The following is a 20,805-nucleotide window of genomic DNA, read 5'->3' as shown; positions in this document are numbered from 1 at the left end:
GACGAGCTCCCAGAAGTACGATTTGTTGATCTTTGGCCGGGAATGATCGTCCATAAACTGAACAGCCCGCAAAGAACGCATGTGCAATCAGAGGACACTCTTGCAGGCGAACGTGATCGTTTGATGCGTTCGTGGGCTTATTCACACCAGTGGGAGCGACATCACAGGACAGACCCGCGAACTCTGTCGCGCCGCAGGAGACTTGGACATGCGTACGGCCCCGGAGGGCGCGCCTTCCGGGGCCGTACGAACGGGTCGGCGGGGTCTCAGCCCTCGCTCACGCCCAGCTTCTGCAGGATCAGTTCCTTCACGCGGGCCGCGTCGGCCTGACCCCGGGTCGCCTTCATGACCGCGCCGACCAGGGCGCCGGCCGCGGCCACCTTGCCGCCGCGGATCTTGTCGGCGACGGCCGGGTTGCCGGCGATGGCCTCCTCGACGGCGGCGGTCAGCGCGCCCTCGTCGGAGACGACCTTCAGGCCGCGCTTGTCGACGACCTCGTCCGGGGTGCCCTCGCCCGCGAGGACGCCCTCGATGACCTGCCGGGCCAGCTTGTCGTTCAGGTCGCCCTTCGCGACCAGCTCGGTCACCCGGGCCACCTGCGCCGGGGTGATCGGCAGCTCGTCGAGCGCCTTGCCGGACTCGTTGGCGCTGCGCGCCAGTTCGCCCATCCACCACTTGCGGGCGGAGGCGGCGTCGGCGCCGGCCTCGATCGTGGCGACGATCGGGTCCAGCGCGCCGGCGTTGAGGATCGCCTGCATGTCGGTGCCGGAGACGCCCCACTCCTCGCGCAGCCGGTTGCGGCGCACCAGGGGCAGCTCGGGCAGGGCCGCGCGGATCTCCTCGACCCACTCGCGCGGGGGCGCGACCGGGACCAGGTCGGGCTCCGGGAAGTACCGGTAGTCCTCGGCCTCCTCCTTCACGCGGCCGGAGGTGGTGGAGCCGGTGTCCTCGTGGAAGTGGCGGGTCTCCTGGACGACCGTGCCGCCGCCGGAGAGCACGGCCGCGTGGCGCATGATCTCGTAACGGGCCGCGCGCTCCACCGAACGCAGCGAGTTGACGTTCTTGGTCTCGGAGCGGGTGCCGAACTTGTCGGCGCCCTTGGGCATCAGCGACAGGTTCACGTCGCAGCGCATCTGGCCCATCTCCATGCGGGCCTCGGACACGCCGAGGGAACGGATGACCTCGCGCAGCTCACGGACGTACGCCTTGGCGACCTCGGGGGCGCGCTCGCCGGCGCCGGTGATCGGCTTGGTGACGATCTCGATCAGCGGGATGCCGGCGCGGTTGTAGTCCAGCAGGGAGTGGGACGCGCCGTGGATACGGCCGGTCGCACCGCCCACGTGGGTGGACTTGCCGGTGTCCTCCTCCATGTGGGCGCGCTCGATCTCCACGCGGAAGGTCTCGCCGTCCTCCAGCTGCACGTCGAGGTAGCCGTTGAAGGCGATCGGCTCGTCGTACTGGGAGGTCTGGAAGTTCTTCGGCATGTCCGGATAGAAGTAGTTCTTCCGGGCGAAGCGGCACCACTCGGCGATCTCGCAGTTCAGCGCGAGACCGATCTTGATCGCCGACTCGACGCCGGTCTTGTTCACGACCGGGAGCGCGCCGGGCAGGCCGAGGCAGGTGGGGCAGGTCTGGGTGTTCGGGTCGGCGCCGAGCGTGGTCGAACAGCCGCAGAACATCTTGGTCTTGGTGCCGAGTTCGACATGGACCTCGAGGCCCATGACGGGGTCGTACGACGCCAGAGCGTCCTCGTACGACACCAGGTCGGTCGTGGTGGTCACGGTGAAAACTTCCCTCTCAGCCCAGCAGGACGTCGTCGTCGCCCAGCCGCTTCAGCTCGCGGCAGAGGATCGCGAGACCGGTCACGATCGCCACGGCGGAGACCGTGGCGTCGATCAGCCGCAGCGTGTCGTGCTCGGCGCGGGCCTTCTTGATCTGCTTGGCGACACCGATCGCGCCGAACGCGGTGGTGGCCATGGACAGGTACGTACCGGACTTGGACTTCTTGAAGTCCTTGGCCTTCGACAGCTTGGTCACAGCGACGGTGCCTCCTCCAGCAGCGGGTGACCCCACCTTTCCACGAAGGCGGCCTCGACGGCGGCGCCCACCTTGTACAGCCGGTCGTCCTGCAGCGCCGGGGCGATGATCTGCAGGCCCACCGGGAGGTTGTCCTCCGGGGCGAGACCGCAGGGCAGGGACATGGCCGCGTTGCCCGCCAGGTTGGTCGGGATGGTGCACAGGTCCGCGAGGTACATCGCCATCGGGTCGTCGGCACGCTCGCCGATCGGGAAGGCGGTGGTCGGGGTCGTCGGCGAGACGATCACGTCGACCTGCTCGAAGGCCTTCTCGAAGTCACGCGTGATGAGCGTGCGGACCTTCTGCGCGGAGCCGTAGTACGCGTCGTAGTAGCCGCTCGAGAGGGCGTACGTGCCGAGCATGATGCGGCGCTTGACCTCGGGGCCGAAGCCGGCCTCGCGGGTCAGGGAGGTGACCTCCTCCGCCGAGTGGCCGCCGTCGTCGCCGACCCGCAGGCCGTAGCGCAGGCCGTCGAAGCGGGCGAGGTTGGAGGAGCACTCGGACGGCGCGATCAGGTAGTACGCCGACAGGGCGAGGTCGAAGGACGGGCAGTCCAGCTCGACGATCTCGGCGCCCAGCTCCTTGAGCAGCTGGACCGACTCGTCGAAGCGCTGGATGACACCGGCCTGGTAGCCCTCGCCGCGGAACTGCTTGACCACGCCGACCCGCATGCCCTGGACGCTGCCGTTGCGGGCCGCCTCGACGACCGGCGGGACCGGGGCGTCGATGGAGGTGGAGTCCAGCGGGTCGTGCCCGGCGATGACCTCGTGCAGCAGGGCCGCGTCCAGGACCGTACGGGCGCAGGGGCCGCCCTGGTCGAGGGAGGAGGAGAACGCCACCATGCCGTACCGCGACACCCCGCCGTACGTCGGCTTCACGCCGACGGTGCCGGTGACGGCGGCCGGCTGGCGGATGGAGCCGCCGGTGTCGGTGCCGATGGCGAGCGGGGCCTGGAAGGCGGCCAGCGCGGCGGAGGAGCCGCCGCCGGAGCCGCCGGGGATCTTGGTGAGGTCCCACGGGTTGCCGGTCGGGCCGTAGGCGCTGTTCTCGGTGGAGGACCCCATGGCGAACTCGTCCATGTTGGTCTTGCCGAGGATGACGACGTCGGCGGCCTTCAGCTTCTTGGTGACCGTCGCGTCGTACGGCGGGATCCAGCCCTCGAGGATCTTCGAGCCGACCGTCGTGGGCACGCCCTCGGTGGTGAAGATGTCCTTGAGCGCGAGCGGGACGCCGGCCAGCGGGCCGAGCTTCTCGCCGCGGGCCCGCTTCTCGTCCACGGCGCGGGCCTGGGCGAGGGCGCCCTCGCGGTCGACGTGCAGGAAGGCGTGCACCTTCTCGTCGACGGCCTCGATCCGGGCGAGGTGGGCCTCGGTGACCTCGACGGCCGTCAGCTCGCCGGAGGCGATCTTCTCGGCGATCTGCGCGGCCGTGAGCTTGATGATGTTGTTGTCCGTCATGGCGGTCACTCCTCCCCCAGGATCTGCGGCACCTTGAAACGCTGCTGCTCCTGTGCGGGGGCGCCGGAGAGCGCCTGCTCGGGGGTGAGCGAGGGACGGACCTCGTCCGGGCGCATGACGTTCGTCAGCGGGAGCGGGTGCGAGGTCGGCGGTACGTCTTGGTCGGCGACCTCGCTGACGCGGGCGACCGCGCCGATGATGTCGTCCAGCTGTCCCGCGAAGTGGTCGAGTTCTTCGGGCTTCAGCTCCAGACGCGCCAGCCGGGCGAGGTGGGCGACCTCCTCGCGCGTGATGCCAGGCATGCAGCGATCCTCTGGGGTGAGTGTGTGTGGTTGGGGCGGGGGCCAGTCGTCCCGTTCCCGTCGTCCGCCCGAAGGGCGGGCCGGGCGTCGCACGGCAGACGGGAACGGGACGACTAGCCCCAATCCTATGGGGCCGGGCCGGGTGGCCGTGAAACGGTTTCCCGCCCGGCCGGTCAGGCCCGGCGCGTCTCCCAGGCCTCGCTGCGCAGGAAGTGGTTGTCGTACAGGTCCTGGACCTCCAGGATGCTCTCCGCAGTGGCCTCGCCCAGGCGGATGCGCTGCAGGTGCCGGAAGTACTCGAAGCGCTCGACGCCGGGGGTGATGACGATGAGCAGATCGGCGTCGGCCCCCGGTACGGCCGCGAAGGCGTGCGGCTTGCCGGGCGGGACGATGACCAGGTCGCCGGCCCCGGCGGTGACGACGTCCTCGCCGGAGAGGATGTCGGCGGCGCCGTCGAGCAGGAAGAACATCTCGGCGGAGTTGTCGTGCCAGTGCGGCTTGGCGCCGTCCGCGCCGGCCTTGAGGGTGACGCGCTGGGTGGACAGGGCGCCCCCGGTCGCGCTGCTGTCGGCCAGCAGGCGGATGGTGGCGGGCGCGGCGCCGACGACTTCGGCCTCGGCCTCGCGGACGATCACGGACTCTTCGAACTTCGGCACGAACAGTGACATGGCTGGGGTCCCCCTTGAGCCCTCGAGTACTGGCCGGACCGCGAAGAGAAGTCCGGCGCCGATCAGTACAACGATCAAGGGGGCGGGATGAATCCCGAACACGACGCCGAGGTCGCGCCCTGAAAAGGGCGCGGGGAACTGCGCGACCAGCCACGACGCACCGCCACCCGCCGACGGCGCCGAGCCACGGTGGGAGAACTACTCGGCGGCCGGCAACGCGGCCCGCGGCCGCTGCCACCCCCGGGACCCCCGCGCCCGCAGCCACGCCGTCGTCTCCTCCGGCGGCATCGCCGCGGCGACCAGCCACCCCTGCACGGCGTCACACCTCAGGTCCCGCAGCCGCTCCCACGTCTCGTCGTCCTCCACCCCTTCGGCGACGACGAGAAGCCCCAGCGAATGCGCCAGATCCACGGTGCACCGCACGATCTCCGCGTCCTCCGCGTCGACCGCGAGCCGCGCCACGAACGACCGGTCGATCTTCAGCTCGCTCACCGGCAGCCGCCGCAGATGCACCAGCGACGAATACCCGGTGCCGAAGTCGTCCAGGGACATCTTCACGCCGTGCCCGGTCAGCGCGGCGAGGGTGTCCGCGGCCCGCTGCGGGTCCTCCAGCAGCACATGCTCGGTGATCTCCAGCTGCAAGGCCCCGGCGGGAACCCCGTGCCGGGCCAGCCGCGCGGCGACCGAGCCCGCGAACCCGGGCGTGTGGACGTCGCGCGGGGAGACGTTGACGGCGACCGGGACCCGCAGCCCCTGCGCCCGCCACTTGGCGACCTGCCCGAGGGCGGTCTCCAGCACGTACTCGGTGAGATGGGGCATCAGCCCGGAGGACTCGGCGATCGCGATGAACTCGTCCGGCGGAACCTTCCCGCGCTCGGGGTGCACCCAGCGGACCAGCGCCTCCAGGCCGGCGACCTGTCCGTCGAAGCGGACCTTGGGCTGGTAGTGCAGCTGCACCTCGTGCGCGTCCAGCGCCCGGCGCAGGTCCCCGAGGAGGCCGAGCCGGTCCGGGGTGTTGGAGTCCCGCTTGGACTCGTACACCTCGACGCCCGTACGGTCCCTCTTCGCCTGGTACATCGCCACGTCGGCGCGCCGCAGCAGCCCTTCGGCGTCCAGCGCGTGGTCGGGGAAGACGGCGACTCCGGCGCTGGCCTCCAGGACGAGGGTGAGCCCGTCGAGGTCCAGCGGCGAGCTGAGCTCGGCGACCAGGCCACGGGCGATGCGGGTGGCGGAGGTCGTGGAGTCGGCGACGGGCAGTAACACGGCGAACTCGTCGCCGCCGAGCCGCGCGGCCTCCGCTCCGCGCGGCAGGGCCAGCCGCAGCCGGTCGGCGATCTGGAGCAGCAGCCGGTCACCGGCGAGATGACCGAGCGTGTCGTTCACCGACCGGAAACGGTCGAGGTCGATCAGCATGAGCGCGGAGCGGGCGTCGATGCGTTCGGCGTCGTCGAGGGCCGTCCAGATCCGCTCCAGCAGCCACTGCCGGTTGGGCAGCCCGGTCAGCGGGTCGCGCAGCTGCTCCTCGGCACGCGCGCGCGCCATCCACAGCGTGGAGTCCAGGGCGATGAGAGGGATGGCGAACAGCGGGAGCAGGATCGGCTGGGCGACGGCGACGACGCACAGCAGCGGTGCGATGCCGAGCAGCGCGACGGCGACCAGGCCGTGTCTGATCACGGCGGTGCGGGTCACGCTGGGCCTTCTGCCGCCGGGCGGGGCGTGCAGGTACCACTGCAGGCCGCGGCTGACAGCGAGGTAGGCGCCCGCGGCGAGGACGATCTCGAGGGCGGTGGCGGCGCTCCAGCCGTCCGGCCGCCAGGGCGTCTCGACGCTGGGGACGCGGCCGAACGCGCGCAGCAGCAGCGCGCCGGCGCCGATGCCGAGGATGTCCACCGCGCCGTGCAGCACTCCTTGCCGCCAGCGGTGGCGCCGGGCGATGCCGACCAGGACGACGACGGTGAGGCTGACCATGCCGGCGGGCACCCAGCCGTACAGCAGCAGCACGGCGAGGGTGAGGGCGGCGCCGGAGCCGGTGCCGCCCCACCAGCGGGCGCGGCCCAGCATGACGAGGTGGCCGACGATGACACCGGTGAGCAGGGCCAGCGACCAGCCGGCGGTGCCGCTCGGGAAAAGGGCGTGGTGGCCGGTGAAGGCGCGGCAGAAACCGGCGCCGAGGACGACCGCGGCGGCGGCCGTGACGGCCGCGGGCAGGGTGGGCCGGGACAGGCGCCGTCCGGGCCCGGCATCGGTCAGGCCGGGGGCGGGCTCGAGGGCCACGGGTATCGGCGGGTGGGTGTCGGCGGCGGCGCCCGGCCGGGCCGTACGGGCCTGGCCGGGGGTGCGTCCGTGGGTCCGCGCTGTCCAGCGGGTCCCTGTCGTCCATCGGGCTCCCGCCCACCGGGTACCCGTCCATCGGGTCGTCCGCTCTGTGCCCGCGCGACGGCGCAGGCGCAGCCGTGAGTCCGGGGCGACGCTCTCGGTCGGTTCCATTCCCGTCCCTCTCACAGCCGGCGGTGCCCACGCCACGCGGTCCGATGTCCGACAGCCATCAGCAGCTCCGCGTTGAAGAACCCTTCCCCGCACGCCGGAAGCGCACGGGGATGCCCCAACCGCAGCCGGGCACGGCAGGTGCACACCTCAACAGTAGGCCGCGGAAGGCTTCCACGGGCACCGGTCGTCGACGGTTGCCCGAATGCGCCCGGGCCACCCGTATGCAACTGATATGCGCCGATCGGGTGGCCTTCAACCGCTACTCCCCGGTCGAAAGCGCGACTTCGGCCGCCGCTTCGGGACCCTGCTCCAACAGGACGCCGAAACCGTCCTCGTTCAGCACCGGAACCTTCAATTGCATGGCTTTGTCGTACTTCGATCCGGGGTTGTCACCCACCACGACGAACGAGGTCTTCTTCGACACCGATCCGGTCACTTTCGCGCCCCGGCTCTGCAGTGCCTCCTTGGCGCCGTCCCGGGTGTGGTGCTCCAGGGTGCCGGTGACGACGACCGTGAGCCCCTCCAGCGGGCGCGGGCCCTCGTCCTCGCCGGTCGAGGCGTCCTCCAGCGGGACTCCGGCGGCCTTCCACTTGCGGATGATCTCGCGGTGCCAGTCCTCGGCGAACCACTCCTTGAGCGCGGCGGCGATGATGGGGCCGACGCCGTCGGTGGTGGCCAGCTCCTCCTGAGTGGCCTGTTCGATGCGGTCGATGGAGCGGAACTCGCGGGCGAGGGCCTGCGCGGCGACCGGTCCGACGTGCCGGATGGACAGGCCGTTCAGGAACCGGGCCAGCGGGCGCTGTTTGGCCGCCTCGATGTTCTCCAGCAGGGCGAGGGTGTTCTTCTTCGGCTCGCCCTTCTGGTTGGCGAAGACCGTGACCACCTTCTCCTCGCCGGTCTTGGGGTCCCGCTTGGGCAGGCCGCTGTCGGGGTCGAGGACATAGGCCTTGATGGGCAGCAGCTTCTCCACCGTCAGGTCGAACAGGTCGCCCTCGTCCACCAGCGGCGGGTCGGCCGGCTCCAGCGGGCGGGTGAGCGCGGCGGCGGCCACCGCGCCGAAGTGCTCGATGTCCAGGCACTCACGGCCCGCGAGGTACGACACGCGCTCGCGCAACTGGGCAGGGCAGGTGCGGGCGTTGGGGCAGCGCAGGTCGACGTCGCCCTCCTTCATGGGCCGCAGCGGGGTGCCGCACTCGGGGCACTCGCCCGGCATCACGAACTCCCGCTCGCTGCCGTCCCTGAGGTCGACCACCGGGCCGAGGATCTCCGGGATGACGTCACCGGCCTTGCGCAGCACGACCGTGTCGCCGATGAGGACGCCCTTGGCCTTGACGACCTCCTGGTTGTGCAGGGTGGCGAACTCCACCTCGCTGCCCGCCACCGTGACCGGCTCGACCTGGGCGTACGGCGTGACCCGGCCGGTGCGGCCGACGCCCACCTTGATGTCGACGAGCTTGGTGTTGACCTCCTCCGGTGCGTACTTGTAGGCGATCGCCCAGCGCGGCGCACGCGCGGTGGAGCCGAGGCGGCCCTGGAGGCGGATCTCGTCCAGCTTGACGACGACGCCGTCGATCTCGTGCTCCACGGAGTGGCGGTTCTCGCCGTAGTGGGCGATGAACTCGCGCACGCCGTCGAGGTCGTCGACCACCCTGTTGTGCGGGGAGGTGGGCAGGCCCCAGGTCTTCAGCAGGTCGTAGGCCTGGGAGAGGCGGGTCAGGCCCGTGAAGCCCTCCAGGGCGCCGATGCCGTGGACCACCATGTGCAGCGGGCGGGTGGCGGTGACCCGGGGGTCCTTCTGGCGCAGCGAACCGGCGGCGGCGTTGCGGGGGTTGGCGAACGGCTTGTCGCCGGCGGCGACCAGGCGTTCGTTCAGCTCGAGGAACTTCTCCATCGGGAAGTAGACCTCGCCGCGGATCTCCACGAGGTCGGGCACCTTGTCGCCCGCCAGGCGGTCCGGGATCTCGGCGATGGTCCGGACGTTGGGGGTGATGTCCTCGCCGGTGCGGCCGTCACCACGGGTGGCCGCGCGCGTGAGGCGGCCCTTCTCGTAGGTGAGGTTGACGGCGAGGCCGTCCACCTTCAGCTCGCACAGGAAGTGGTATTCCTGGTCGCCGAGTTCGCGCGCGATCCGCTCGACCCAGGCGGCCAGCTCGTCGTCGTTGAAGGTGTTGTCGAGCGAGAGCATGCGCTGGCGGTGCTCGACCGCGGTGAACTCCGTCTCGTACGCCCCCGCGACCTTCTGGGTCGGGGAGTCCGGGGTGCGCAGCTCCGGATACTGCTCCTCCAGCGCCTCCAGAGTCTTCAGGAGCTTGTCGAACTCGGCGTCGCTGACGACGGGAGCGTCCTTCACGTAGTACCGGAAGCGGTGCTCCTCGATCTGCTCAGCGAGCTGCGCGTGCCTGTCGCGTGCCTCGGCGGGCACTGCCGTCTCCGCCTGCTGCTTGTCGCCGGCCACCGTGTTTCCTCCCGTTACTCTGGGTTGTCCGCGAGGGATCTCGCCGCCCGGACGCAGTGGGCGAGGGCCTGGCGCGCGTAGGCGGGGGAAGCGCCCGCCAGACCGCACGCCGGGGTGACCGTGACCGCCTCGGTGAGCAGTCCCGGATGCAGGCCCAGCCTGCGCCACAGCGTCCTGACACCCATGACGCTACCGGCAGGGTCTGACAATGGGCTCTCGGTGCCCGGCACGACGCCGGCGAACAGCCGCGTGCCCCCTTCGACGGCCTCGCCGATCGCCTCGTCGTCACGCTCGGTGAGCAGCGAGAAGTCGAAGGAGACACCGGCCGCGCCGGCCCGGCGCAGCAGCGCGAAGGGCACGTCCGGGGCGCAGGAGTGGACGATCACCGGACCGTCGCCGTGCACCCCGACGACGTCCCGCAGGGTGGCCTCCACGACCTGCCGGTCGACGGCGCGGTGCGTACGGTAGCCGCTGGCGGTGCGGACCTGTCCGCGCAGGACGGCGGTGAGGGAGGGTTCGTCGAGCTGCAGCACGAGCCGGGCGCCGGGAACACGGCGCCGTACCTCGCCGAGGTGCAGCCGCAGCCCCTCGGCGAGGGAGGCGGCGAGGTCGCGGCAGGCGCCGGGGTCACCGAGGGCGGCCTCGCCGTTCTTCAGCTCCAGCGAGGCCGCCAGCGTCCACGGGCCGACCGCCTGCACCTTCAGGTCGCCCTCGTACCCCTGGGTGAACTCCTCCAGGGCGTCCAGGTCCTGGCCCAGCCAGGACCGCGCCCGCTTGGTGTCCCGGCCGGGCCGGTCCCCGATGCGCCAGCCGCTGGGCTCCACGCGCGCGTACAGCTCGACGAGCATGCCCGCGGTACGGCCGATCATGTCGGCGCCGGGCCCGCGTGCGGGCAGCTCGGGCAGGAAGGGGAAGTCCTCGAAGCTGCCGGTGACTGTCTTGGCGGCTTCCCTGGCGTCGACGCCGGGCATGGACCCGACACCGGTGGCCCCCGGAAAGGTGAACTGGCTCTTCTCACTCACCCCGGCAGCGTATGCCGAACCTCCGGTCCCCATCCCCACCCACGGCCCGCCCCGGCCGCCCGGGAAGTGGCCCAGGGGGTCAGCTTCCCGGTGTGCGGTGCCGCTCCAGGAAGGCGAGCAGGCCGTCGGGGTCGGCCACCGTCAGGTTGTTGCGGAAGCGGCCGCGCTCCCAGGAGATGTCACGGCCGCCGTGGAGTGCGCCCGAGCCGATGAACGCGCCGTCGGCGTCCAGCAGGGCCACCGTCGGGCTGCCGGGGCAGCGGCAGAGGTCGCCGAGGAACGCGCCGGTGGTGGTCAGGGCACGCAGTTCGGCGAGGCCGGCCCGGTCGAAGACCTCGCCCACGACCGGCCGGCCGGCGAGCGGAGTGCCGAGGGCGGTGCCGCCGAGGATCAGCGCCGCCTCGGTCCGGGACCACGCGCCGGCGAGCCAGGCCCGGATCGTGGTGGCGTCCGCGGTTTCGGGGATCACCGGCCCGGCCGTACCGTCAGGTCGTTGACCTCCGCGTCCCCGGGCAGGTCCAGGGACATGAGGATCGTCGTGGCGACCGACTCGGGGTCGATCCACTGGGAGGCGTCGTACTCCTTGCCCTCCTGCTGGTGGACCTTGGCCTGCATGGGGCTGGCGGTGCGGCCGGGGTAGACGGAGGTGACCCGGACGCCGTTCGCGTGCTCCTCGTGGCGCAGGGAGTCGGCGAGGGCCTTCAGGCCGTGCTTGGAGGCGGCGTACGCGGACCAGCCGGCGTGGGCGCTCAGGCCGGCGCCGGAGTTGACGAAGATCACATGGCCGCGGGCCGCGCGCAGCTGCGGCAGGAGGTGCCGGGTCAGCTCGGCGGGGGCAATCAGGTTGACGTTGAGCTGGTGGTGCCAGGACTTGGTGGTCAGCTCGCCGACCTCGCCCAGGTCGACGACGCCGGCGATGTGCAGCAGGGAGTCCACCCGGTCCGGCAGGCTCTGGTGGGAGAACGCCCAGGAGAGCCGGTCCGGGTCGGCCAGGTCGCCCACCAGGGTGCGGGCGCCGGGGAACTCGGCCGCCAGTTCCTTCGCGCGGCCCGCGTCGCGCGCGTGCAGCACGAGATCGTCCCCGCGCGCGTGCAGACGGCGGGCGACGGCCGCGCCGATGCCGGAACCGGCCCCGGTGATCACATGAGTAGCCATGCCCGCCATGCTCGCATCACTGCACGCCGAGCTGCTCCTCCAGGTAGGCCAGCGCCCCGACCGGCTCCTCCGCGAAGAAGACCAGCTCGGACAGCGGACGGGGCAGGAAGCCCTCGTCCTCCATGCGGCGGAACTGCTGCTTGAGGCCGTCGTAGAAGCCCGCCGTGTTCAGCAGGACGACCGGCTTGTCGGTGCGGCCGTGCTTCTTCAGCTCCAGGATCTCGGTGGCCTCGTCCAGCGTGCCGGTGCCGCCCACCATGATCACCACCGCGTCGGCCTTCTCCAGCAGCAGCCTCTTGCGCTCGGCCAGGTCCGCGGCGACGATCATCTCGTCGGCGCCGGGCCGCGCCTTGTTGGCGAGGAACTCCACGGAGACGCCCAGCAGCCTGCCGCCCGCGTCCTGCACCCCGTCCGCGACGACCTTCATCAGGCCCACGTCGGAACCGCCCCACACCAGCGTGTGACCGGCCTTGCCGATCAGTTCCGCGAACTCGCGCGCGGGGCGCGTGTAACGCTCGTCGAGGTCGGCGGCGGACAGGAAGACGCAGATGTTCATGACCTCTACCGTACGGCCCCGCCGAAGACGGGAAGAAGCGCGGTCCCGCCGGTGCTGTCCAGGTATGACGCGAGGACACACGATCACCATCGACAAGAGCGAGCGGCACGTGCGCGTGGTGCGCGGCGGCCAGGTGCTGGCGGAGACCGACCGGCCGCTGGTGCTGCGGGAGACCGGCTCTCCGGACCGGTACTACATCCCCGCCGAGGACGTACGCCTCGATCTGCTGACGCCCTCCGAGACGCACACCGTGTGCCCCTTCAAGGGCACGGCGTCCTACTGGTCGCTGCCGGACGCCCCGGACCTGGTGTGGGCGTACCCGGACCCGAAGCCGGGCGTGGCGGAGATCAAGGACCACTTCTGCTTCTACGACGCCGACGTGTCGTGAGCGATGAGTCCGTGCCGGTACGGCAGTCTCGACCGACATGGACAAGAAGACGACTTCGCGGGACGGAACCCCGCTCGCGTACCGAGTGACCGGTCAGGGGCCGACGGTGGTCCTGGTGAGCGGCGCGATGTCCACCGGTGGCACTCTGGCGCCTCTTGCGGAGCGGCTCGCGGACCACTGCACGGCCGTCGTCTACGACCGCCGCGGCCGCGGCGAGAGCGGCGACACGGAGCCCTACGCGGTCGAGCGTGAGGTCGAGGACCTGGCCGCGCTGATCGACGCGGTGGGAGGCGAGGCGGCGCTGTTCGGGGTGTCCTCGGGCGGCGCGCTGGTGCTGCAGGCGGTGGCGAGCGGGCTGCCGGCCGGCCGGGCCGCCGTGTACGAGGTGCCGTACGCCGACTTCCTGCAGGGCGGCGCCGAGCGGGAGGCCGTCTACAAGGAGCAGCTGACCAAGGCGCTGTCTCAGGGCCGGCGCGGCGACGCGGTGGAGCTGTTCCTGCGGCTGACGGGCCTGGCCGAGGAGATGATCCAGGGCGCCCGCCAGTCCCCGATGTGGGCCGGCATGGAGGCCGTCGCGCCGAGTCTCGCCCACGACGACGCGGTCATGGGCGACGGCCTGCTCCCCCGGGACCGGCTGACCGCGATCTCCGTGCCCGTGCTGGCGGTCGCGGGCGGCGCGAGCCCGGAGTGGATGCACCGGGCGAGCCAGGCCGTCGCCGAGGCCGTGCCCCAGGGCACCTACCGGGTGCTTCCGGGGCAGACGCACATGGTGGAACCGGACGTGCTGGGGCCGGTGCTGACGGAGTTCTTCGCCCGCTGAGCGGTCCCGAAGGGCTCCCGCCCGGTCCACGAAGGTCCTGCGCGGGCTACACCGTCGCTGCGCTCGCGCGCGTGGTCGTCGCGATCGTCGCCGAGCCGATCACGCGCGTGCCGTCGTACAGGACGATCGCCTGGCCGGGGGCGACGCCGCGGACCGGCTCGGCGAAGGTGACGCGCAGTTCGCCGCCGACCGGCTCCGCGGTGACCTCGGTCTCCCCGCCGTGGGCGCGCAGCTGGGCGGTGTAGGTGCCCGGGCCGGTGGGGGCGGTGCCGCACCAGCGGGGCTTGATCGCCGTCAGCCCGGAGACGTCCAGGGCCTCGGCGGGGCCGACGGTGACGGTGTTGTTCACCGGGGAGATGTCCAGGACGTAGCGGGGCTTGCCGTCGGGGGCCGGGGTGCCGATCCTGAGGCCCTTGCGCTGGCCGATGGTGAAGCCGTACGCGCCCTCGTGCGTGCCCAGTTTGGCGCCGGACTCGTCGACGATGTCGCCCTCCGCCTTGCCGAGCCGCTTCGCCAGGAAGCCCTGGGTGTCGCCGTCGGCGATGAAGCAGATGTCGTGCGAGTCGGGCTTCTTGGCGACCGCGAGCCCCCGGCGCTCGGCCTCGGCGCGGATCTCCTCCTTGGTGGTGACCGTGTCGCCGAGCGGGAACATCGCGTGCGCGAGCTGCTTCTCGTCGAGCACACCGAGGACGTACGACTGGTCCTTCGCCATGTCGGAGGCGCGGTGCAGCTCGCGGGAGCCGTCCTCCTTGCGCACGATCTTCGCGTAGTGCCCGGTGCACACCGCGTCGAAGCCGAGCGCCAGCGCCTTGTCGAGCAGCGCGGCGAACTTGATCTTCTCGTTGCAGCGCAGGCAGGGGTTCGGGGTGCGGCCGGCCTCGTACTCGGCGACGAAGTCCTCGACCACGTCCTCGCGGAAGCGGTCGGCGAGGTCCCAGACGTAGAAGGGGATGCCGATGACGTCGGCCGCGCGGCGGGCGTCGCGCGAGTCCTCGATGGTGCAACAGCCCCGCGCGCCGGTCCGGAAGGACTGCGGGTTCGCGGAGAGCGCGAGGTGGACGCCGGTGACGTCGTGGCCGGCTTCCGCGGCGCGCGCGGCGGCGACGGCGGAGTCGACTCCACCGGACATGGCGGCGAGGACGCGGAGAGGGCGCTGCGGGGTCTCAGTCATAACCCTTTCAGGGTACGGGGCCGCGGGGACCGGGAAATCGGTGAAAAAAATCAAGGCCCAGGCCCTTTTTCATCCGGTATGCACGGTTCTATCCTATTTACAGGTCTACGAGACGAGTGAGGGAGCCCAAGCGGAGTAGCCGACTTCAGCGAGAGAAAGATCGATCTCTTCAAGGAGAGGTACAGGAAATCTCCGCTGATGCCGACATCGACGCTCGGGCTGAGAGGCCGGAAGGTCCGCGAGGACCGGAAGGCGACCCCCAGAACCTGATCCGGACAATGCCGGCGAAGGGAACCCGCCTCGTAGGCCGTTTGCTGTCCCGGCCCGCTTCTGCCGCCCCGCGCCTCAGGTGAGGCCCGCCGCGCGGGCGCGCTCCACCGCCGGGCCGATCGCCTTGGCGACCGCCTCGACGTCCGCCCGCGTGGAGGTGTGGCCGAGGGAGAAGCGCAGGGTGCCGCGGGCCAGGTCCGGGTCGGTGCCGGTGGCGAGCAGGACGTGGCTGGGCTGGGCGACGCCCGCGGTGCAGGCGGAGCCGGTCGAGCACTCGATGCCCTGCGCGTCCAGCAGGAGCAGCAGGGAGTCGCCCTCGCAGCCGGGGAAGGTGAAGTGCGCGTTGGCCGGCAGGCGGCCCTCGGGCGCCGGGTCGCCGCCGAGGATCGCGTCCGGGACGGCGCTTCGGACGGCGTCGATCAGCTGGTCGCGCAGGGCGCCGATCTCCCGGGCGAACCACGCGCGGCGCTCCGTGGCGAGCCGGCCGGCGACGGCGAAGGAGGCGACGGCGGGGACGTCGAGGGTGCCGGAGCGGACGTGCCGCTCCTGGCCGCCGCCGTGCAGGACGGGTACGGGGCTCTGGTCGCGGCTGAGCAGCAGCGCGCCGATGCCGTAGGGACCGCCGATCTTGTGGCCCGACACGGTCATCGCGGCGAGGCCGGAGGCGGCGAAGTCGACCGGGACCTGACCGAAGGCCTGGACCGCGTCCGAGTGCACCGGGATGCCGAACTCGGCGGCGGTCTCGACGAGTTCACGGATCGGCAGCACGGTGCCGATCTCGTTGTTGGCCCACATCACGGTGACCAGCGCGACGTCGCCGGGGTTGCGGGCGATGGCCTCGCGCAGGGCCTCGGGGTGGACGCGGCCGTAGGAGTCGACGGGGAGGTACTCCACCGTCGCGCCCTCGTGCTCGCCGAGCCAGTGGACGGCGTCGAGGACGGCGTGGTGCTCCACGGGGCTGGACAGGACGCGGGTGCGGGCCGGATCGGCGTCGCGGCGGGCCCAGTACAGCCCCTTGACGGCGAGGTTGTCGGCCTCGGTGCCGCCGGAGGTGAAGACGACCTCGCTGGGGCGGGCGCCGAGCGCTTCGGCGAGGGTCTCGCGGGATTCCTCGACCGTGCGGCGTGCCTGCCGGCCGGATGCGTGAAGGGACGAGGCGTTGCCCGTGATGCTCAACCGGGCGGTGAGTGCCTCCGCCGCCTCCGGGAGCATCGGGGTGGTCGCGGCGTGGTCGAGGTAAGCCATGGTGCCCTGATTCTACGGCTCCCCCGCCGCCTGCCTCGGCTGCGAGGTCGCCGCAGGCCCCGGGCGCCGGGCCCGCGCTCGCCTCCGCGCCGTATGCCGGCCGGCTGCCCCGTCGTCCTCGGGGCGCCTTCTGCGTCAGGTGAGGCGCTGCCGGTTCACAGGCTCCACGACAGCGTGTGGGAGACCTCCATCGCGATGGCCAGGACGGCCAGGTCGGCCACGCCCAGGGCCAGGCCCAGCAGGGCCCGGCCGCGGCGGGCGGTGCCGCGCCAGAGGGAGACCGCGGCCAGGACGATGGCGATCGGGCCGAGGAAGATGTTGAGGACGAGCAGGCCGAGCAGGCCGAGGATGAAGGACGCCACGGCCATGCCGTCGGCGTCCCGCGCGGCCGGACGGGTTTCGTTGCCGCTCGTGACCGGTGCGGTGAGATGCATGGTGCTCAGCTCCTGGAAGTCGGTGCGGACGGTCAGTTGGCCGGCGTACGGCGCCGGCGGCCGAGGCGCTCGCGGATCGCGAAGGCGCCGAGCCAGACGGCGATGCCGGCGGCGATGACGGCGGTGACGGTCAGCGGTGCGTGAGCGACGGTGCCCAGTACGACACCGAGCAGCATGAGTGCGGCGACGAGGAACAGCATGGGAACGGGTCCCCCCTCCGAGTTGCCTCGTGAATCGAGCCGGTGTGAAGTTTGGGTGAACAGTTGTAGTAACACTTGTTCACTGACTTCTACTGTACCGCGCCCGGCGGTTTCCAATTCCGGAGAACAGTTGTTAACTGGATGACATGAGTCACACCTTCGGCATCCGGCAGGCCCAGAAGCAGAAGACCCGCCAGGCGTTCCTCGACGCGGCGCTCGCGCTGCTGGAGGAGCAGAGCCTGAGCAGCCTGGGCCTGCGCGAGGTCACCCGGGCCGTCGGCGTCGCCCCGACGGCCTTCTACCGGCACTTCCGCTCGACCGCCGACCTCGGGGTGGCGCTGGTCGACGAGGCACTGGGCAGCCTGCATCCGATGGTGCGGACGACGGTGTCCGCGGCGGGCGACAGCGAGGAGCGCATCGCGCGCGCCATCGAGTTGATCGCCCGTCACGTGGACGAGTACCCCGCACATGTCCGGTTCATCGCCCGGGAACGGCACGGCGGGGTGCAGCCGGTGCGGGAGGCCATCAAGGCCCAACTCGTCCGGTTCGCCGAGGAGGTGAAGGCCGAGCTGGCCAAGGACCCGGAGGCCGTGGGCTGGAGCGACGACGACCTGCTGATGCTCGCGCATCTCTACGTCGACCAGATGCTCATCACCGCCTCCCTGTTCCTGGAGGCCCTGGACGGCCCGCCGGAGGAACGCGAGCGCGTCACCCGGCTCGCCGCCCGGCAGTTGCGGCTCATCTCCGTGGGCCGCGGCCACTGGCTGGACTGAGCGGCCCCGCCCCCGGCTCAGCCCTGCTGCGCCTGCCCGCCGGACCGCCCCGGAGCCTGGCCGCCGCGGCAGCCGCCCCGGCCGCCGGGACCACCCTGGCCGCCGGGCGCGCCGCTCGGCATGCCGGAGGGCCTGCCGCCGGGTGCGCCGCTCGGCCGCGCGGTGGACGCTTTCGACGGCGCGCCCGAAGGCGCACCGCTCGGCCGGTGCCCCTTGGTGCCGCCCGTGGGCATGCCGGACGGCGCCTTGCAGCCCTGCTGCCGGACGGAGTTGCCGCCCCCGGAGGAGGACGACGAGTCGCCGGAGCCGCACCCGGTCAGCAGCAGCGGGGACAGGGCCAGCAGGGCGACGGCGGGGGCGAGATAGACACGCTTCATGAGAGTCGGCTCCGATGAGGATGAGGAAGTCCTGAGAAGCCGCACTCAACCAAGGCCGCCTGGGAGGGGCTTGGGCTCCCGCTGTCCGCCCGCTGTCAATCCCCGGCGCCGGGGCCGCCCTGGTACAGGGCCGTGACGGAACGGGCCGCCGCCAGCAGCTCCGCGCGCGCCTCGGGCGGGTCCAGCAGCTCCACCTGGTCGGAGAACGCCAGGAGTTGACGGACCGCCCCCGGCATCGGGTAGGCCAGCCGGGCGGTGACCCAGTCGCTCTCGCCGTCGTCGTCGGGCGGGGCGGTCAGGTGGGCGGCCGCGATCCGCTGGAACATGTCCAGCCGCTCGCGCCGTACCCGCACGGTGACCTCGATCCCGTGCGGCTGCTCCTCCACCTGCCGGCGCAACACCTCCCAGACGTCGGCGAGTTCGACGCCCGGGCGACGCCGTACGGGCTCGTCCAGCGGCCGGGCCGAGCGGATCCGGTCGGCCCGGAACAGCCGGGGCGCACCGCGCCGGTCGGCGACCAGATACCAGGTCCCGGCCTTGGCGACCAGGCCGTAGGGGTCCACGGTGTACGTCCGCGCCTCCCGCGACCCGCTGTGCCGGTAGCGCAGCCTCAGGCGCCGGTCGGAGAACACCGCGTCCTGGAGAACCTGCAGGTCGACGGCCTGCTGGGGGCCGCTCTTCCAGCGGGTGGCGTCGACCAGGATGCGGCGGCTGGTCACCTCTGCGGCGGGCCGGTACGGCGCCGGCAGCGCGGCCATCACCTTGCGCAGGGCCGAGCCGAGGGCCGCGTCCAGGCCGAGCGCGGCGTGGGCGCCCTGGGCGGCGAGGATGAACAGGGCGCGGGACTCGTCGGCGGTCAGACCGGTGACGTCGGTGCGGAAACCGGCGAGGAGTTCGATGCCGCCGTGCCGGCCGCGCTCGGCGTACACCGGGACGCCGGAGGCCGACAGCGCCTCGACGTCCCGGTAGATGGTGCGGACCGACACCTCCAGCCGGTCGGCGAGTTCGCGTGCCGGGACGCGGCCCCGGGTCTGCAGGAGCAGCAGGATCGACAGCAGCCGGTCGGACTTCACGCGGCCAGGATCGCGCCGGGCGCGGGCTTCCCGCAAATGTTGACGGGAGTTGTCAGGTTATCCCGCGATCCTGGTCCCACCGACCCACGGAAGACACGGACACGGAGGCATCTCATGACCACCACCGGCTTCACCGACCCGCGCCCCGTCTACGCCCGCGCCACCGAGCAGGCCGCGGCCCTGATCAAGACCGTGCGCCCGGAACACCTCACCGCGCCGACACCCTGTACCGAGTTCGACGTACGGGCCCTGCTGAGCCACGTGGTCGGCGCCACCCGGCGGATCGCGGTGGTCGGCGAGGGCGGCGACGGACTGGCGGTGGAGCCGGTCGCCCACGGGGTCGCGGACGACGGCTGGGCCGCGGCCTACGAGGAGGTGCGCGTCCGGGTGCTGAAGGCGTGGGAGAGCGACGAGCGGATGACGTCCCCGGTGCGGGTGCCGTGGGGCGAGGTGCCGGGCCACGCGGCGCTGTCGGGCTACGTCATGGAGATCGTGACCCACACCTGGGACCTCGCCGAAGCCCTCCGCCACCCCCTGGGACTCGACCCCGAACTCGCCGAGTTCGCCCTCACCACCGCCCGCAGGGTCCTCCCGGCCTCCCGGCCCCGCGACGCCGAGACCCCCTTCGACGCCCCCCGCGAGGCCGCCGAGGACGCGGACACCTACGAGCAGCTGGCGGCCTGGCTGGGCCGCGCCCCGCTGGCGCGGGCCTGACGCGGGCCGGGAGGCCGAGGGGCAACCGCTCCGACTCGCCACCGGGCGAAGTGCCGCGACACGCCGGGACCACGTAGGGGAAGCCACAGAACGGCCCGGCCGGTCCGCTCACCGCTGGCGCGGGCCTGGCCCCACGCGATTCCGCCCGGCCCGGGTGACCGGCGTGCCAGTCGGCCGGCGGACGCTGCCGCACGACCCGGCCGCCGGCCTCCCCGCTCAGCCGAGTCTGACCCTGGCCAGTTGCCTGGACTGGGCGACCAGGTGGTCGGAGCTGTCCCAGATCTCGGCGTCCTCCTCCAGGAAGCCGCCGGCCAGGTTGCGGGTTGTGATGGACACGCGCAGCGGGCCGGGGGCGGGGCGGCGGCGGACGTGGACGGTGAGTTCGACGGTGGGGACCCAGCCCTTCAGGCCGAGTTCGAAGGCCGTGGGCGGCAGGGCGTCCACCGCCAGCAGCAGGGACAGCGGGTCGGCGTCGCGGCCGTCGGCCAGGCCGAACCAGGCGCGCATCTCGCCCTTGCCGGAGGGCGCGCCCAGGGCCCAGCCGAGGGTCGCCGGGTCCAGCTTGAGCATGAGGCGGTCGGTGATCGCCGAGCTGCCCTCGACGGGGGCGGGACCGTCTTCGGGGCCGAAGCACTGGTCGAGCGGAGGGATCGGCGGCGGCGTCGCCGTCGTACGGACGTCGTCGGGCAGGGCGGTGAGGTCGCCGTAGGAGGCGAGGACGCGGATCCGCTCGACCTCGTGGCCCTCGTCGTCGTACTGGAAGAGGGAGGCCTGGCCGGTGGAGAGGGTGCGGCCGGTGCGGACCGTCTCGGTGCGGACCACCGCCGGGCCGGGCTGGGAGGCGGTCAGGTAGTGCGCGGTGACGGTGAAGGGGTCGGGGTGCGGGAGCGTGTCCGCGAGGGCCCGGCCCAGCACGGCCAGCAGATACCCGCCGTTCACGGCGTTGATGATGGTCCAGCCGGCGGAGAGGTCGATGTCGTAGACACCGGGCTCGCGCCGGGTGACCGCGGTGTCGCGGTCGAACTCGCTGTCGCCGATCACGGCCCGCGACGGGGAGGCTGCGGAAGCTGCTTCTGGCATGGGTGAACGGTACAACAGGTAACTACTAAGCGGTAGCTTTCTCTGCTCGGTCGCCGGAACCGGACGTCAGGGGCCCCGCCGG

General features: G+C 72.2%; 22 protein-coding genes and 1 riboswitch. Of the genes, 4 read left to right on the top strand and 18 right to left on the bottom strand.

What is annotated here, in order from left to right; translation table 11 throughout:
* Positions 1-266: 266 nt before the first annotated feature.
* The 11 genes from gatB to AB0950_RS19765 all read right to left on the bottom strand — a co-directional run bounded on the left by gatB (position 267) and on the right by AB0950_RS19765 (position 12,178).
* On the bottom strand, positions 267-1,781 hold the full coding sequence (gene gatB, locus AB0950_RS19815; RefSeq protein WP_360152280.1) for an Asp-tRNA(Asn)/Glu-tRNA(Gln) amidotransferase subunit GatB: 1,515 nt from the start codon (positions 1,779-1,781) through the stop codon (positions 267-269).
* Positions 1,782-1,797: 16 nt separating this feature from the next.
* A complete protein-coding gene (locus tag AB0950_RS19810) occupies positions 1,798-2,037 on the bottom strand; it encodes a hypothetical protein (RefSeq protein ID WP_360152277.1) in 240 nt (79 codons plus the stop codon).
* The gene (gene gatA, locus AB0950_RS19805) at positions 2,034-3,533 is read right to left on the bottom strand and encodes an Asp-tRNA(Asn)/Glu-tRNA(Gln) amidotransferase subunit GatA (RefSeq protein WP_360152274.1); all 1,500 of its coding nucleotides are present in this window, start codon (positions 3,531-3,533) and stop codon (positions 2,034-2,036) included. The genes AB0950_RS19810 and gatA overlap by 4 nt, the downstream gene beginning before the upstream one ends.
* Before the next feature lie 5 nt (positions 3,534-3,538).
* Entirely contained in the window at positions 3,539-3,835 is a 297-nt protein-coding gene (gene gatC, locus AB0950_RS19800; protein ID WP_004925108.1) for an Asp-tRNA(Asn)/Glu-tRNA(Gln) amidotransferase subunit GatC, read from the bottom strand.
* A 173-nt stretch (positions 3,836-4,008) separates the two neighbouring features.
* Positions 4,009-4,503, bottom strand: coding sequence for a cupin domain-containing protein (locus AB0950_RS19795; protein WP_360152271.1), 495 nt, complete (start codon positions 4,501-4,503; stop codon positions 4,009-4,011).
* A gap of 198 nt (positions 4,504-4,701) precedes the next feature.
* Positions 4,702-6,990 carry a bifunctional diguanylate cyclase/phosphodiesterase gene (locus AB0950_RS19790; RefSeq protein WP_360152268.1) on the bottom strand — a complete coding sequence of 763 codons (2,289 nt, stop codon included), beginning with the start codon at positions 6,988-6,990 and terminating at the stop codon, positions 4,702-4,704.
* A 259-nt stretch (positions 6,991-7,249) separates the two neighbouring features.
* The gene (ligA, locus tag AB0950_RS19785; RefSeq protein WP_360152265.1) at positions 7,250-9,445 is read right to left on the bottom strand and encodes an NAD-dependent DNA ligase LigA; all 2,196 of its coding nucleotides are present in this window, start codon (positions 9,443-9,445) and stop codon (positions 7,250-7,252) included.
* 14 nt (positions 9,446-9,459) lie between these two features.
* Positions 9,460-10,467: a methionine synthase gene (locus AB0950_RS19780; RefSeq protein WP_366779084.1), complete on the bottom strand. Its 1,008-nt coding sequence runs from the start codon at positions 10,465-10,467 to the stop codon at positions 9,460-9,462.
* Between the two features lie 79 nt (positions 10,468-10,546).
* On the bottom strand, positions 10,547-10,936 hold the full coding sequence (locus AB0950_RS19775; protein ID WP_366779083.1) for a hypothetical protein: 390 nt from the start codon (positions 10,934-10,936) through the stop codon (positions 10,547-10,549).
* Entirely contained in the window at positions 10,933-11,631 is a 699-nt protein-coding gene (locus AB0950_RS19770) for an SDR family oxidoreductase (protein ID WP_360152256.1), read from the bottom strand. Before AB0950_RS19770 ends, AB0950_RS19775 begins: the two co-directional genes overlap by 4 nt.
* Before the next feature lie 7 nt (positions 11,632-11,638).
* The gene (locus AB0950_RS19765; RefSeq protein WP_360152253.1) at positions 11,639-12,178 is read right to left on the bottom strand and encodes a TIGR00730 family Rossman fold protein; all 540 of its coding nucleotides are present in this window, start codon (positions 12,176-12,178) and stop codon (positions 11,639-11,641) included.
* A 64-nt stretch (positions 12,179-12,242) separates the two neighbouring features.
* On the opposite strand from AB0950_RS19765, the gene AB0950_RS19760 reads away from it, so the two are divergent.
* The gene (locus tag AB0950_RS19760; protein ID WP_360152250.1) at positions 12,243-12,566 is read left to right on the top strand and encodes a DUF427 domain-containing protein; all 324 of its coding nucleotides are present in this window, start codon (positions 12,243-12,245) and stop codon (positions 12,564-12,566) included.
* 37 nt (positions 12,567-12,603) lie between these two features.
* Complete coding sequence (locus tag AB0950_RS19755; protein WP_360152247.1) at positions 12,604-13,386, top strand: alpha/beta hydrolase; 783 nt, start codon at positions 12,604-12,606, stop codon at positions 13,384-13,386.
* A 46-nt stretch (positions 13,387-13,432) separates the two neighbouring features.
* Here AB0950_RS19755 and mnmA read toward each other — a convergent pair whose 3' ends face one another.
* The 4 genes from mnmA to AB0950_RS19735 all read right to left on the bottom strand — a co-directional run bounded on the left by mnmA (position 13,433) and on the right by AB0950_RS19735 (position 16,706).
* Positions 13,433-14,557, bottom strand: coding sequence for a tRNA 2-thiouridine(34) synthase MnmA (mnmA, locus tag AB0950_RS19750; RefSeq protein ID WP_360152244.1), 1,125 nt, complete (start codon positions 14,555-14,557; stop codon positions 13,433-13,435).
* A 108-nt stretch (positions 14,558-14,665) separates the two neighbouring features.
* Positions 14,666-14,867, top strand: a riboswitch (TPP riboswitch).
* A gap of 35 nt (positions 14,868-14,902) precedes the next feature.
* Positions 14,903-16,072: a cysteine desulfurase family protein gene (locus AB0950_RS19745; RefSeq protein WP_360572804.1), complete on the bottom strand. Its 1,170-nt coding sequence runs from the start codon at positions 16,070-16,072 to the stop codon at positions 14,903-14,905.
* A gap of 155 nt (positions 16,073-16,227) precedes the next feature.
* Positions 16,228-16,506 (bottom strand): DUF4190 domain-containing protein, encoded by a 279-nt coding sequence (locus AB0950_RS19740; protein ID WP_360152238.1) that lies wholly within the window; start codon positions 16,504-16,506, stop codon positions 16,228-16,230.
* Between the two features lie 32 nt (positions 16,507-16,538).
* Complete coding sequence (locus AB0950_RS19735) at positions 16,539-16,706, bottom strand: hypothetical protein (RefSeq protein ID WP_360152235.1); 168 nt, start codon at positions 16,704-16,706, stop codon at positions 16,539-16,541.
* A gap of 146 nt (positions 16,707-16,852) precedes the next feature.
* Between AB0950_RS19735 and AB0950_RS19730 the strand changes: the two genes are divergently transcribed.
* Positions 16,853-17,479, top strand: a complete 627-nt coding sequence (locus AB0950_RS19730) for a TetR family transcriptional regulator (RefSeq protein WP_366779082.1) — start codon at positions 16,853-16,855, stop codon at positions 17,477-17,479.
* A 17-nt stretch (positions 17,480-17,496) separates the two neighbouring features.
* On the opposite strand, the gene AB0950_RS19725 is transcribed toward AB0950_RS19730, so the two are convergent.
* Positions 17,497-17,856: a hypothetical protein gene (locus tag AB0950_RS19725; protein WP_360572806.1), complete on the bottom strand. Its 360-nt coding sequence runs from the start codon at positions 17,854-17,856 to the stop codon at positions 17,497-17,499.
* A gap of 95 nt (positions 17,857-17,951) precedes the next feature.
* Positions 17,952-18,929 (bottom strand): YafY family protein, encoded by a 978-nt coding sequence (locus tag AB0950_RS19720; protein WP_366779081.1) that lies wholly within the window; start codon positions 18,927-18,929, stop codon positions 17,952-17,954.
* Positions 18,930-19,043: 114 nt separating this feature from the next.
* Between AB0950_RS19720 and AB0950_RS19715 the strand changes: the two genes are divergently transcribed.
* Positions 19,044-19,643: a TIGR03086 family metal-binding protein gene (locus tag AB0950_RS19715; protein WP_366779080.1), complete on the top strand. Its 600-nt coding sequence runs from the start codon at positions 19,044-19,046 to the stop codon at positions 19,641-19,643.
* Positions 19,644-19,859: 216 nt separating this feature from the next.
* Here AB0950_RS19715 and AB0950_RS19710 read toward each other — a convergent pair whose 3' ends face one another.
* Complete coding sequence (locus tag AB0950_RS19710; protein WP_360152221.1) at positions 19,860-20,723, bottom strand: thioesterase family protein; 864 nt, start codon at positions 20,721-20,723, stop codon at positions 19,860-19,862.
* Positions 20,724-20,805 lie beyond the last annotated feature (82 nt).

The sequence above is a fragment of the Streptomyces sp. NPDC007189 genome, from assembly GCF_040703635.1.
Lineage (GTDB): Bacteria > Actinomycetota > Actinomycetes > Streptomycetales > Streptomycetaceae > Streptomyces.
Note: the sequence above shows the minus strand (reverse complement) of the source record. Positions and strands in the feature narration are given on the sequence as shown.

Coding starts and splice junctions, on each gene's coding strand:
- gatA (WP_360152274.1), bottom strand. CDS start 3,533: ATGACGGACAACAACATCATCAAGCTCACGGCCGCGCAGATCGCCGAG.
- gatC (WP_004925108.1), bottom strand. CDS start 3,835: ATGCCTGGCATCACGCGCGAGGAGGTCGCCCACCTCGCCCGGCTGGCG.
- AB0950_RS19795 (WP_360152271.1), bottom strand. CDS start 4,503: ATGTCACTGTTCGTGCCGAAGTTCGAAGAGTCCGTGATCGTCCGCGAG.
- AB0950_RS19790 (WP_360152268.1), bottom strand. CDS start 6,990: ATGGAACCGACCGAGAGCGTCGCCCCGGACTCACGGCTGCGCCTGCGC.
- AB0950_RS19770 (WP_360152256.1), bottom strand. CDS start 11,631: ATGGCGGGCATGGCTACTCATGTGATCACCGGGGCCGGTTCCGGCATC.
- AB0950_RS19765 (WP_360152253.1), bottom strand. CDS start 12,178: ATGAACATCTGCGTCTTCCTGTCCGCCGCCGACCTCGACGAGCGTTAC.
- AB0950_RS19760 (WP_360152250.1), top strand. CDS start 12,243: ATGACGCGAGGACACACGATCACCATCGACAAGAGCGAGCGGCACGTG.
- AB0950_RS19755 (WP_360152247.1), top strand. CDS start 12,604: ATGGACAAGAAGACGACTTCGCGGGACGGAACCCCGCTCGCGTACCGA.
- mnmA (WP_360152244.1), bottom strand. CDS start 14,557: ATGACTGAGACCCCGCAGCGCCCTCTCCGCGTCCTCGCCGCCATGTCC.
- AB0950_RS19745 (WP_360572804.1), bottom strand. CDS start 16,072: ATGGCTTACCTCGACCACGCCGCGACCACCCCGATGCTCCCGGAGGCG.
- AB0950_RS19740 (WP_360152238.1), bottom strand. CDS start 16,506: ATGCATCTCACCGCACCGGTCACGAGCGGCAACGAAACCCGTCCGGCC.
- AB0950_RS19735 (WP_360152235.1), bottom strand. CDS start 16,706: ATGCTGTTCCTCGTCGCCGCACTCATGCTGCTCGGTGTCGTACTGGGC.
- AB0950_RS19730 (WP_366779082.1), top strand. CDS start 16,853: ATGAGTCACACCTTCGGCATCCGGCAGGCCCAGAAGCAGAAGACCCGC.
- AB0950_RS19725 (WP_360572806.1), bottom strand. CDS start 17,856: ATGAAGCGTGTCTATCTCGCCCCCGCCGTCGCCCTGCTGGCCCTGTCC.
- AB0950_RS19715 (WP_366779080.1), top strand. CDS start 19,044: ATGACCACCACCGGCTTCACCGACCCGCGCCCCGTCTACGCCCGCGCC.
- AB0950_RS19710 (WP_360152221.1), bottom strand. CDS start 20,723: ATGCCAGAAGCAGCTTCCGCAGCCTCCCCGTCGCGGGCCGTGATCGGC.